We start from the raw sequence: 13996 nt of genomic DNA, 5'->3' as shown, positions 1-13996 counted from the left end.
TTTCATTATTGAAAAAAGGGTTCCATAAGGAACCCCTTTTTCGTTATTTAAGAATAGATGAGAACTAATTACTTAACAGTAATTGTTTTAGCAGTCTCGTCGTAAGCTACGTTAGCGCCCAGAGCTTGACCTACCCATCTGATAGGCAGTACTGTACGGTTGTCTTTAGTTACTGCTTTAACATCCATAGCGATCACAGAACCGTTAACGATCAGTTGGTTTGTGTTCAGTTTGATTTGTACTACACGGTCACCTTTAAGCAGGGTAACTGTGGAAGTAGCTTTGTCAAACAGGATGTTTTGCGGAGTAACACCCAGAGCGTCAGCAACGTAACGAACTGGCAGGTAAGTACGTCCGTTTTCGCTGTAAGGAGCTACATCAGCAGTTCTAGTTTCACCGTTCACGCTGTAGGAAGTGCTTCCCAGTGTGAATACAGTTTCAACAGCAGATTGATCAGTTGGAGCTGGAGTTGCAGTGTTAGCGATCGCTACAGAAGCAACTGGCTTGTTGTTAGCCCATCTTGTGTAAACTTCTGTCTCGGATACTGCGCTACCACGAACTTCAACTACTACGTCGCCTTCTGGTACTGTACGATCCAGTTCCAGGTTAACGCCGGATACTTTGATTGTGCTAGCTGTGTCGCTTTCGGAATCAACAGTGAACCACAGTTGGTTACGGTCGCCGGAAGTTCTCACGTTAGTGATTACAGCATCGCCACCAGTTACTGCAACAGTTGGAGTACCGTTGAAGTATACGCCGTATGGCAGATCCAGAACTACTCTTCCATCGTCTTTCAGAGCGCCAGCTTGACCTTCAGTCAGCGTGAACTCGGAAGCAGCTTGGTTAGTAGCACCGATCTTAACGTTTGGCTTGGAAGCAGCAGTTGCGCTCAGTGGGGAAACAACTTTAGCAACCAGTACATCACCAGTTACGCCGGAAGTACCACCGAAAGTTACTTTCAGGTCGCCAGTGAAGTCACTAGCCAACGCGATTTCGATATCTTCGAAGTCCAGCTCAGCACTGTCAGTTCCGGAGGAAATAACAGTGTACTTAGCCGTACGACGGTCAGTACCAGTGTATCCATCGAATTTCAATGTGATGTCTTCGTTCTTGATTGTATCTTTTCCACCTGGAGCTTCAAGTCCACGGTAGTCAGGGTTAGTAACTACACCATTTTGGTCGTAAACTGCTTCGAACACGGATTGCCATGCAGCACCCTCAGGCAGTGTCAATTCAACTGTACGGTTGTTGATCAAGCTTTCGCCAATGTTCTCTTTCAGAGTGATGTCAGCGATTTCTTGCTCAGCTTTACCAGCAGTCAGGGTAGGAGCATCAGTTGCAGTGATGCCAGTACCGTAGTCGCCGTAAGTACCGATTTTTGCACTAGACACGTTAGTGTTAGTTTTACCGGAGATACGAGCGGTAATGTCGCCAGCTTTCAGAGAAGTGCTGTTGTCAACTTCAAAGTTGAAAGGAATTTCGAACTTTGTATTTTGAGTGGAAGCAGCACCAGCGTACTTGATCGTCAGTTCACGATCGTTGTCGCCTTTAGTGAAACGCAGACCAGCAGCATCAGCATTACCGTAGATACGAGTTACGTTTCCACGCAGCTCAGTCCAAGTATAACCGTTAGGCAGCTTGATTTTGATCTCAGTGCTGCTGTCGAATGTACCAGCAGTTGGCTCTTCGATTACGATTGTTGGTGTGAACTTGTTGTTGGAAGTATCCAGGCTCTTGAAGGACAGGTTCACGTCGCTGGAATCATTCACTGTACCAACTACTGCTTTACCAGCAGGGAAAACACTGTTAGTTGGAGCTTGGAATTCAACTTCAGCTGCACCGTTCTCGTCATCGCCTACAACCAGCTTACCAAGACGCAGTGTGAAGATCGCTGGGTCACCAGTTACTTCAGTAGTTGGTCCGTTGTAAGTTACAGTAACACGGTCGGAGTCATTCACTTGAGCAGAGAATTGTCCTTCTGTTACGTTAACATTGTTGCTAGTGTTCAGGCTAACACCGTTGCTGAAAGAACCAGCAATTGGGAAAGCGGAGAAATCATAAGATTGGTTACCTACAGTGTTGTAAGTAGATCCAGTTGCGCTGATCTCTGGCAGGTCGTATGGCAGAGTGATAACTACTGCATCGCCAGTTTTCAGTGTAGTACCTTCAGTAATTGTGAAACGAACGGAACCGAATGCACGGTCGCCATTGTCACTAACTGTAGGAGCATTAGTTGCAGTGATTGTGCCGTTACCAGCAGCTTGAATTGCAGTTGGAGCAGTGATAGCTGCTACAGGTGCTGCTACGCCAGCTACGAGAGCTGCAGTTGCAAACACGTTGATCATCTTTTTGTTAAACTTTGTCATAACCTTTTTTTCTCCTCCTTGAATATCATGCATATCCATATTCTTTTCTTTGTGTCGGATCTTGTCACTCATCAGTCGTTACACCTCCTTTCCGAGCTTTACCTAACCCTTATAAAATGATATCTGTGACAATATCACAGAAGCTTGGAATCAAAATTCATAGAAAGCGTATGGCCACAACTTACTCCAGTATTATACAATGCGATGACATTGTCGTAAAGAAGTTTTTTAGCGTTTTTTGTCTTTACGAATTTGTAACCCATTGTAACCTCTCTGTACCATACTCACACAATTAGACGTGAGCAGGTTCTAAAAAGTTGCGTCTTTTTTAAAAAAATTTTTCAATGTTTTTAAAAAATTATGTACCATGCTTCCTTTAGTCATAATTATACTATTAAACCTATTCTATCGTCACCCAACAACTTTTTCCTATTAACCCTAATTTGGACAAGTGATAGACGCTAGAAATAGTAAAGCAAAGACCGAACAAAGATGACTGCCTCCCCTCATACCAGCATATGCGGAGAGACAGTCGGACATTCTATTCTTTATTGATTTGAGTTCACAATATTGACGGTTGCCCCATCTGTCAGCATACTGGATCCTTTAGTGACAATCTGCTGTCCGGCAGTAAGACCTTCACTGACTTGAACCTGAGTGGAACTCTCTGCTGCCGGCTTAATCTCTACACGTTTTGCAACAGTTCCTTCTATTATAAAGACATACTTCTGACCAGACTGCTCCACAATGGCACTCTGAGGCACCAACAAGCCCTGCTCACCTTCAGTCCTAAAATACACATTCGCGATCATCCCAGCCTTCAGAGCCCCACTATTATTGGGGATAGAAATCTCCGCAGGGTATGCACGCAGATCATTGTCCATAACGGAGCTAATAGCCGTCACTTTCGCCTCGATCCGCTCATCTAATGATGCAACTCCTACAGTAACCGGCGAGCCCAGACTAATTTTCTGGATATCGCTTTCTGATAAGTTGACTTTCGCCAAAATAGGGTTGGTATTCGCAATCGTAACAACAGCGCTCTGACCTACCATTTGGCCGGTTGTGCCATTAACAGCAGCTATACTCCCCGAAATGGGGGCCTTCACTGTAAGGTCAGCAAGCTGGCTACGTGCAGTATCCAGAGCGGCTTTGGATTGATTGGCGGAAGCACGTGCCACTTCAATTCCAGCTCTTTGCTGCGCCAGTTGGTAGGACTTCTGAGCATTGTCGTAACTGGTCTGCGCGCTTTCTAAGCTAGTCTGTGCATTGCTAAGCGCAATTTGAGCGTTGTTCAGTGCACTTTGAGCCTGTCTCAGGCCCGTTTGTGCCTGCTCCAGCTCAGATTGAGATACAGCACCAGCTGCATGCAACTGCTGGGTACGCTGTGCAGCATTCTGCGCATCTCTCAATGCACTTTCTGCATCAGTAACTCCATTTTGCGCTTGTCCAATTGCACTTTTTTGTTGGGTTAGACCACTTTTCGCCTGATCTACTGCTGATTTAGCCTGCTGTACAGATTGCTGATAGCCGCTTTCTGCCTGTTTCAAGTTCGCAAGAGCGACCTGATAAGATTCCTCAGATTGTCTGATACTGTCCTGCGTATCCTTAGGATCCAGTGTGAACAACACATCTCCCTGCTTTACTTGTTGACCAATCTTCAGGTTAATACTTTGAATTTTGCCACTAACCTTAGGAGAGACCTGTACGGTCTCATTTGCCGCGAGATTGGCGATAATACCAGCCTCATCATTAATGCTACCTTGCGTCACCTGTGATGCCTCAACAGATATCGCTTGTGACTCCTCAGGAGCTGCAGCAGGAGGCTCTCCTCCTGTGCAACCCGCCAAGGCTACCGACAGTGCTAAAGCAGATAATAACACAATACTTTTCTTCTTCACGGTTCCCCCACCTCACTTAAACCTGAACACTGCGTTTAAGCAGCTTGGCTTCTCTTTTTTGCTGTCTTTTCAGCTTACGATTTTTGCGTTTCTCAATCATATTATCAAATATCAAGTATACAACTGGAATCAGAATCAGTGTAATGACAGATGCAAATGACAAACCAAAGACTACAACGACTGCCATAGGTGCCATCGTTTCATTACCAGATCCAGTTGAAAGCATCATCGGCAACAAAGCAAGTACAGTCGATAACGTCGTCATCAAGACTGGCCGCAAGCGTTCCGAGGAGCCCATGAGAATAGCTTCCTCTCGCTCTATGTTCTGCTGACGAAGCTGGATGATGAAATCGATCATAATGATCGCGTTGTTCACCACGAGCCCTGCAAGCATGATATAACCAGTAAAGGCCGTGATACTTAGACTTGTACCTGTAACAACCAGACCAATGATTACTCCAATGAGTGTCGGTGGAATGGAGAACATGATAACGAACGGTGTGAACAAGGATTCGAACTGTCCAGCCATAACCATGTAGATCAATACTACGGATAACAGGATTGCAATACCCAGGCTAGTGAAGGATTCCATCATCTGCTCCTGCTGACCACCACCAGTATCCACAGTATATCCTTCTGGTAGCTTCAGATTATTGAGCAGTGTAGTTACCTTTTGGTTAATCTCGACTGCATTGGCATTTGCGTCAGATCCTGCTGTTACTTCTACTTGTCTGACTTGATTATTACGAGTAATCGTCTGTGGTACGTCTACACGCTGTAGCGTGGCCACAGACAGCAAAGGCACATCAATGCCCTGTGCAGTCGTAATACGTAGATTCTCCAGGTAAGAGAAGTCCTGCTGATACTCCTTCGGCAAAGCAATCTGGACGTCAATCTGATCGTCACCCGTGCGGAATGACGTAGCTACTGACCCATTAAATGAAGTACGGACCGTAGAGAGAATCTGCGAGGCAGATAGACCATACTGTGAAGCAACCTGCTTGTTAACAAGCACCTCGTATTCTTCCCGCACCGCATCAAGCGAGCTTGTAGCATTGACTACCCCTTCAATTTTACTCACTTCATTTACCAAGTTATCTGACAGCTCACGCAGCACATCAATGTCATCACCTTGCAGGTTAATCTGGACGGCTGAACCTGTCGCCAGGCCCGAAGTAGCATCAATGGTGATGTCTGCTTCTGGAATTTGATTCAGCTTACCACGAAGTTCACTAACTACTTCATCCGTGGAACGCAGACGTTCATCCAACAACGTAACGTTAAAGCTTGCTGTATTTCCTCCTCCAGCGCTGAAGCCTCCAGAGTTACCTACGGTAGCAGTTACCATTTCAAGCTCGGCAATTTTCTGTATTTCGGCTTCAATCTGTTCAACGACCTTCTCGGTCTCCTCAAGCTTCGTTCCGTTAGGCATCTCCACGCTGATGGTGAATTCACCCAGATCCTCTGACGGGATAAACTCAGCCTTAACGAAAGGCATCAGCATCCCTGCACCAATGAACATCAAAATCGTAATAGCAATAATCGATTTACGATGACCAAGACTCCATTTCAATATTTTGGTATAGAATGTCTTAAATTTCTCAAATCCGATATTGAACCAAATGATCGGGTTCGCTCCACGGTATGTACCGGAAGTGTAGATCGACTCGTCAGGCACCTTAGGAAGCCAGATGGAGCTGAGCATTGGAACGATCATCAGTGATACGACCAGAGCTGCAATATGCGAGAAGATAACCGTCAGCGCCAGTGGCTTGAACATCTCACCCGCAATACCATCTACGAAGACAATTGGCAGGAACACGACGATCTGAGCCAAAGCGGAGGCCATAACCGCATTACCTACCTGCTTGGAGCCGTCAATCGCACCCTGTAGCATGCTCTTGCCTTCATGTCTTTGCCTGAATATATTCTCAATAATTACGACGGCAAAATCGACAAAGGAGCCGAGTCCGAGAAGCAAGCCACTAAGTGAGATGATATTTACAGTCTGATCTGTAAAGTACATCATCATGAATGTTGCAATAAAGGAAATTGGGATAACTATAGCTGCAATAATTGTAGAACGCGGACTGTTCAGGAACAAGAGCAGCACTGCCGAAGCAATTACCAGACCCAAAATCGCATGCTCTACAAGCAAATGCACAGAGTCACTCACTGGTACTGAAGCATCAGTTACGAGCGTGAGTTCCGTACCTGCAGGTAGCTTATCTCTAACTGAATCGAGTTTGTCCTTGACTGCGCCAGCAATCGACAAGGTATTGCCTCCTGAGGCTTTTGTGACGCCGATATTAATACTCGGCTTACCATTGAAGGTGGAGATGGATTCAACATCTGCCAGACCATCCTCGACGGACGCGATATCCTTCAATCTCACGGTTCCGCTACCTGCTGGTATCAGCGTTTCTCCAATTTCAGAGACGGCCTGATATTCACCCTGCACGCGAATCTGTACTTCTGTATCGCCCCGGGTAACTGCTCCGGCAGAACCAGACAGATTGTTAGCAGACAACATCTGGCTTACCTGATCCAGTGTGATGCCATAGCCCTGCATTTTGCCCGGGTCCAGCGTAATCCGAATCATACGATCCTGACCACCAGCAACCGATACCGACGCAACTCCGCCAATTCTCTCGAGTTCAGGCTGTATCGTCTCAGTAGCGATACTCTTCAAGGTGTTGATATCCATATCGCCTGTGTAACTCAAATTGATAATTGGCGTTGCATTCAGGTCGATCTTCAGGATACGGGGAGAGTTCGCTGAGTCCGGCAAGCTACCTCTGACTGAGTCAATCTTGTCGCGAACATCAAGCAACGCCTGATCCAGATCAATCCCCCAATTGAACTGAATCATAACCATGGAGGAACCCTCCGACGACTGTGAACTGATGGTATCAACATTTTGGACGGATGCCAGACTACCCTCAATCGGCTTCGTGATTAATTCTTCGACTTCACTCGGTGTAGAGTTCGGTGCGCTGGTAACAACGGCCGCAATCGGCAGGTTAATATCAGGCATCTGCTCCACTGGAAGTCTTAATGCGAATATTCCGCCTCCAATTAATAGGGTCACTATCAACATGAATACAGTGACCGGACGACGGATGGAAAACTGTGACATCTCACCACTCCCCAATTACTATGAATCTGCTCTGGTTTTTTTACTACATCTACTGGTATTACGCCAGTAATACAAGCAGGTTTCAGTTTGGCTCTAGATAAAACGTATTTTTTTATAATAGTTACATTTTAAAATAAAATACCAAAAAAAAACCTACATTTGAATTCATTATTGCACAGGTTTGTACACCCGGTCAAATGGAGATATCCCCCGGTTAGAGGATGTAAGAAAAACTTAATATTGATGAGTCTTCTTAGAAGTCAGACCGCATTTAGTGGAAATTTTTCTTGCAATAATCGAGTGTTTCAGCTCGGCTGAAAACTACAACATCCTATCATCTAAAAAAAGCTTCCCTTTATACGCCTCAGCCATCTGGCATGAAGCGTATAAAGGGAACGCTAGATTACATCTTAGGAAGCAATTTCTTATCAATCATGACTCTCGCCATAATAATCGCGGCATCTCCGCGCAGCGTCAACGCTGTAGGATTGAAATTAGCCCCAGCCTTAGGGTCACTAGCATCGATCGGTGAGCCTGCAATGAGGCCCTTCTTCGCGATAGCCAGAACAGAAGGCTGTGCGTAGTAGTCAATGGAGCTCGCATCCTTGAAGTATTTCGTCAGATCCTTAGTGACTTTATCACGGTTGGTTTCGAGCTTCAAGTCAAGCGCCTTGGCAATGATCACGGCAGCATCCTGACGAGTAATCGGGTTCTCAGGACCGAATGTTCTTGGCTGAGAGCCTTTTACGATACCCGCACGAGCAGCTGTCTCAATATATCTGAAATCAAACAATGCACTTGGTGTAACGGTCGTCAAAGAGCTGCTTACATCATCAAAATGCTTCGCTCCACTGTAGTTCAGAGGAAGTTGCAGTCCTTTAACAATCATTGCTGTGAACTCGCCTCTTGTAATGTACAAGTCTGGTCCAAAACGGTTCACAGGATCAACAGGGTTCATAACACCCTTCGCATACATCGTCTCCAGGAACTCTCTGGCATAAGCATGTCCGATAATATCGGAGTAAGTCTCGCCTACTTTTCCAACGACATAGTATCCGAAGCGATCAAACGGAACTTTAACGGTATTTTTCTTGTCATCCACTACACCGCCAATATTCTGCCAAGCTTTGATGTCTGGATCAAAACGGAACACCGTTATTCCCTTACCTGCATCCTGAGCAACACTGTCATCGTATTTCAATGTTAGTGTAGCCGTCTTGGAAGGCACGAGCTCATTTTCAGGTACACGGTTATAGAAGCTCTTGATTGGAGTATTTTTGTTCAAGTTGTTATCCAGCAATTGATACGGATCAGCACCATATTTCACTGGATCATAAGCATCTGTGAAAATATCGTCAGCCGTACCTGCATCAACCCAGTATACCGGACTAGATTTGATGAATTTTTCAGGGAAGCCCTGACCGAAGAATCTCGCTCCATCAGAAATCAGGTCCTGAATATCTCTCAAGTCAGCTTCTGTCTCGAACTCATGACGGTCTACCACACCATCTGTGCTATTCGCAATGGCAAAATACAAGGTATGACCAGCGAAAACTTGGTTCTTAAATTGCGCAGGTTGGTCATAATCACGACGGATTAAGCTGGTTCCTCTCGGGAATGCCAGAGTTACATCACCATCAAAGATTTTATGGGACGTCTTCATAGCTTCCATGTACTGTGCACCCGGAATGTTCGTTGGTACATATCTCACGGTGAAGGTCTGGTCGACCTTCTCGCCACCCGAGGTTACAGTTACTGTCACTTTAGTGTCCGTGTTCGCTTTCAGCCCTGTAACAATGGCTTTCCATGCGGAAGGATAGTTAACCGTACCATCATAATCGGAATCAAATCCTGTTTGTTCTGCAACCACCTTGTTGACAACAACAGATTCTGCATTTCCTGCATCAACCACAACTTCTACGAAATTCTGATTCAGAATACGTTTCTCAGGCAGTGGACGCAGCAGCGTAAAGCCAGTAGTTTGCCCCGACACCTGCAGACGGAATGTAGCAGATGGGCCACCTTTTCCGTTATTGTACAATGCGATGTTGTAGACTACAGCAGATCCGTCTTTTGGAATCTCCTGATTGCGCAAGATGAAGCTGAAATACTTCTTGTCTGGATGGTAGTACACAAGCAAGTTATCAATAGCTTTGCCAGTATTGTAGACAAAGCTTTTGTTATTAGCCGAGATAAACTCGTCATTCAAAGTCCATGTCGTAGTACTTCCACCGGATGGAGTAATCTCGAGAATGTAATTATTGCGATTCGTAACGAGATCTACCTCGGATTGTACATCACCCTCCGATTTGCCCAGATCAACGAGTTGGAACGTACCAAAGACGTTCATTGTTCCTTGACTTGTCGTGTATTGGTTATCATTCACCTTGATGAAGTTCTTGTCTGTTGTCTTAGGTGCGATATCCTTATACTCCGGTACGCTTCCAAGTCCACTAACTACGGTATAAGGCAATACGCCCTGTGTACCCGGGAATGGAATAACTGGAATATTGGTCTGTGCAAATACAACATTGATCGTATTCTCATAGGAACCGTTCGCAGAACGATACACCAGCTTGATTTCATTGTTACCGACATTCAAGGCACCTGCAGCCTTGGCATTGTCAGCAGTGTTCAATGTAAAGCCACCTGTAGTAGGGCTAAGCTCCACTTCTACATTGTTAATGTAGAGGAACAAGTTCTTGTTAGTACCTGTGTACACTACACTCGACGAAGATGGAATATTCAACAATTGACCTGCAAAGTTACCCATAGCCGTCAGCTTAGCCGTATCGGTATTGCCCTTGGATGTATCGAGCTCAATACGTTGTCCATCATAAATGCTATTGAACTTGGCAAATGGTCCATACAGAAGGTTCACAGTTGCATCTACAGTTTTAGTAGGGTCTGAACCTACATAGAAACTCAGATTGTTCGTGCCTTCCTTCGGCAGAGTTGCCAGGTAACCAATTACTTTTTGCACGCTAGTAGATTTACCATTAATAACGCGAGTCTCTGTGCTCTTCAGAGATGCTGGTACTACCAATGATCCTGTAAAACCAGAGATTGGTGACAGCTGAGGATCACCTGTACCGTTCACGATAATGAACTCCATACCTACCGGCAAGGATTGAACATCCGTTGTCGTATCCTTCATGGAGGTTCCTGTTAAAGTTTTGGCTGAATTAATTGCCGCATTATCATTCGCGTTAATTCTTGTCAGCAACTGTGAATTGAAATCTGGCAGATAATTTACACTGTAGATATAAGGAATCGTGCTGTTCCGCAATGTGAAATGGAGTGGAGTGGCAGAAGAAGTCGTGCTATCCGCATAATCCACAGCCAGTCCCACTCTTGTACGCTTATCAAAGCCTACGCCTGCCGGAACGGTGCCGCTAAAGGTATAGGTCTTGTAGCCGCCTGTAACTCCAGCATCCACGGTAGTCATAGCAACTTCTGTAGATGTCAGATCCGCGTTGCTGAAAGTACCTTTGACTTGACTAACAACCGGGAAGGTACCTCCGGTCGGAACAAGTACTTTACCAGAGATCTGAACTCCTGTATCTGAGGATACTGTGAAGTCTGGCGATGTAGACAGATCTGCCGAGGTGTTACCATCTCGTTGCAGCACTACATCATAGAACTCCGGATTCCCTGTATAAATTGTAATCTCTCGATTAGCCACTACATTTTGTGTAGCGTTGAATGCTTTAATGGTTACATTATTGCTCCCTGGAGCCAAGGTAACTGATCCAGTAAATGTGTAGTTATTAAAGCTGGACACATTATAGGTTGTATTACTCAAGTTTGAAGATAAAGTAACACTTGTTGCATTTGTTGCAGTACCTTTAATAATGACTCTTACCGAATCAGTACCGGTATTATTTTCATCAACCAGAACCGTGGTAATTCCTTCGGGAAGAGCTTCGGTCTGATCACCGAGTGTAGCTGTCAGATTGGACAGCTTGGGACCATCCTGATACTCGATATAGATGACGTCCTGCATGTTGGAGGAATTTTGATTACTGAAGAATGTAATCTTGTTCAATCCAGAGTACAGCTTTAGATCAGTTACAGTAATATTGGAGCCTGCAAAAGACAAGCCTGTTCTAAGATTTTCGGATTTGTTATTCGTAGCCACACCATTAGATAGCTGAACTACACTGTAGGAGATCGAATTGCTGCTTACTCCGTTAATGGACCCTTTGAATGTAACACGCTCTGTGGTTACAATTTTGGGCAAATTCATGTCATAGCTCTGGTCAGGGAAGATGAAAAACGTCCCCGCAGCACTTGCCGATCCCATCCAGCCTGCCGGCAAAATGCCAATGACCAAGGCAACCGTCAAAAGCATGGAAAATATTCGCTTCAAATCATTATCCTCCTTCAGTCTGTCGCACCTTAGGTACGCATTGATACATATTTTCTTTATCGGCAATAAACATGCATAATTTTAGGAATTTCACAAAAAAGAGAGAGGAGAAGTATGAGAAAATAAATAGCCAAAATGCAAAAAAACCTGTAGAACAGAGCTTAGCTCTACTCCACAGGTTGCTATTTATGATCAAATTATAATTTCGAACGCTGCGATTCTGGCTTTACCTTCAGACGCAGCAGCATATTAATGATAGGCCGCTTTGTTTTGCCGACGAGCCCGATAATCTCTGCACCAAGCTGCAAAAAGAACATCATGATACAAATCACCACGAACGTTACCCAGTTCGCTTCGTATAATGCCGCAGACGACTGAATCACAGCCAGCACACCGAAGAAAGCAGCAATGCCGTAAATGATCAATACCGTCTGTCTGTGACTAAAGCCAAGCTCTCGCAGGCGGTGATGCAGATGCCCTTTATCAGGTGAGAAAATCGGCTTCTTCTGCAGCTTACGACGAACGATCGCAAAAAATGTATCCGATAATGGCACACCGATAATGATCAGCGGAGTAATAAAGGAGACTACAGCAATCTGCTTGAAGCCTAATAGCGATAGCATCGCAAGACAGAAGCCCAGAAACAAGGAGCCTGTATCACCCATGAAGATCTTGGCCGGGTGGAAATTAAAGAACAGGAATCCAACGATACTGCCCAGCAACACCAGACAAAGCATAGCAACCGCAATGTTGCCCATAAGCAGGGACATCACGAAGATCGTACTGATAGCGATCCCGGAAACGCCAGCAGCCAAGCCATCCAGCCCATCAATGAGATTAATGGCATTCGTTACGCCCACAATCCAGAAGATTGTTAGCGGTATAGCGATCCATCCCTCAAGGGAGGAGTAAGAATCAGCAAATGGGATATTTACAAAATCCACACGAATATTAAAAGCAAATACAACCATACAAGCAATAGCAATCTGTACGACGAATTTCAGCTTCGCATTCAGATCAAAACGGTCATCAAGTGCACCGAGTATCGTGATCATCGCTCCACCAACCAAAAACGCCTGAATGAAGTTAATATCCCGGGTCGTAAGTACGCCGTCAGGAACAAATGGAAGCACAGCCAGTATCCCGATAATGAAGGCCAAGAATATAGCCATTCCACCTAGTCGAGGCATAACCCTCGTATGCACCTTGCGGGCATTCGGGACATCCACAACGCCAACCCGAATAGCAAACCTCTTAACCAGCGGTGTCAGGACTAGTGCTAGTACAAGTGCAGCGATAAATCCAATAATATAGATCGGTAACATTTGATCATTCGACCCCCAATTTTAAAGCGAATCCTCTTCAATTTTTAACCAACACATCACATCAACTGAATCGGACCCAACCGCATTGAATTATACTCCGAACGATTCCAAATACCAACCTTCGTTTTATGGCAATTTAGGCGGTTTTAGACGCAAATTCAGGCTATTTACCTAGCTTTCGTCATGTTTTCTTGCTCACGCAGCACTTTCATTGCGAATTTCGGCAGCGCAAGCATTCTTTTATAGCGGCTAGGCTCCTTCATTAGACGATACAGCCATTCCATACGAAGTTTTTGCATAATCTTGGGTGCACGTTTGGATTTTCCAGAGATCACATCGAAGCTTCCACCAACACCCATCATGACCGGAACATTCAATTCCTGCTTGTAACGGCTGATCCACGGCTCCTGCGTATCGGCTCCACGAGCTACGAACAACAGGTCCGGTTCAGCTTTCCGAATATGCTCAATAACCCCTCGATCCTCATTCGGTCCAAAAAAACCGTCTCGAAGCCCACAGATCACAACTTCGGGATAAAGCTCTTTTAACCGCGATGCCGTTGCTTCAATCACTTCGCTGGTAGACCCCAGCAGATACACCCGCCATTTGTAGCTTTCACCGACGCGAAGCAATTCATGTAACAAATCAAAACCTGCTACGCGCTCAGGCACGGGACTTCCCGCCTTCTCGGCCGCCCATACGACGCCTGTCCCATCCGGAACCAGCAATTCTGCATTCTGCATGACTTGCATGTATGACGGGTTCTCCAGGGCTGTCATGATCATAATGGGATTAGCCGTAATCACTTGATGTACTTGTCTGGATTGTATAGCCTTTGTTAAATACTCCACCGTATCCTTCATGTTCATCCGGGATACTGACAACCCGAAGAT

The 13996-nt window shown here is 45.4% G+C and carries 6 protein-coding genes; all 6 read right to left on the bottom strand.

The annotated features are described in order from the left end of the window. Nucleotides 1–68: 68 nt before the first annotated feature. Nucleotides 69–2438: a copper amine oxidase N-terminal domain-containing protein gene (locus D328_RS0106545; protein WP_018884173.1), complete on the bottom strand. Its 2370-nt coding sequence runs from the start codon at nucleotides 2436–2438 to the stop codon at nucleotides 69–71. A 476-nt stretch (nucleotides 2439–2914) separates the two neighbouring features. After that, on the bottom strand, nucleotides 2915–4267 hold the full coding sequence (locus D328_RS0106540; protein WP_018884172.1) for an efflux RND transporter periplasmic adaptor subunit: 1353 nt from the start codon (nucleotides 4265–4267) through the stop codon (nucleotides 2915–2917). Between the two features lie 16 nt (nucleotides 4268–4283). Next, complete coding sequence (locus D328_RS0106535; RefSeq protein ID WP_018884171.1) at nucleotides 4284–7406, bottom strand: efflux RND transporter permease subunit; 3123 nt, start codon at nucleotides 7404–7406, stop codon at nucleotides 4284–4286. 403 nt (nucleotides 7407–7809) lie between these two features. Next, nucleotides 7810–11778, bottom strand: a complete 3969-nt coding sequence (locus D328_RS0106530) for an S-layer homology domain-containing protein (protein ID WP_018884170.1) — start codon at nucleotides 11776–11778, stop codon at nucleotides 7810–7812. 197 nt (nucleotides 11779–11975) lie between these two features. Next, a complete protein-coding gene (locus D328_RS0106525) occupies nucleotides 11976–13103 on the bottom strand; it encodes a glycosyltransferase family 4 protein (protein ID WP_018884169.1) in 1128 nt (375 codons plus the stop codon). Nucleotides 13104–13270: 167 nt separating this feature from the next. Next, entirely contained in the window at nucleotides 13271–13972 is a 702-nt protein-coding gene (locus tag D328_RS0106520) for a WecB/TagA/CpsF family glycosyltransferase (RefSeq protein ID WP_081625232.1), read from the bottom strand. Nucleotides 13973–13996: the final 24 nt, after the last annotated feature.

Origin of the sequence: Paenibacillus massiliensis 2301065 = DSM 16942 (assembly GCF_000377505.1) — a bacterium.
GTDB lineage: Bacteria > Bacillota > Bacilli > Paenibacillales > Paenibacillaceae > Paenibacillus > Paenibacillus massiliensis.
The sequence above is the reverse complement of the archived record's forward strand: the minus strand, read 5'-3'. Positions and strand labels throughout refer to the sequence as shown.

Excerpts from the sequence above, each read along its gene's own strand:
- D328_RS0106545 (WP_018884173.1), bottom strand. The coding sequence starts at position 2,438 with ATGAGTGACAAGATCCGACACAAAGAAAAGAATATGGATATGCATGAT.
- D328_RS0106535 (WP_018884171.1), bottom strand. The coding sequence starts at position 7,406 with ATGTCACAGTTTTCCATCCGTCGTCCGGTCACTGTATTCATGTTGATA.
- D328_RS0106525 (WP_018884169.1), bottom strand. The coding sequence starts at position 13,103 with ATGTTACCGATCTATATTATTGGATTTATCGCTGCACTTGTACTAGCA.
- D328_RS0106520 (WP_081625232.1), bottom strand. The coding sequence starts at position 13,972 with ATGAACATGAAGGATACGGTGGAGTATTTAACAAAGGCTATACAATCC.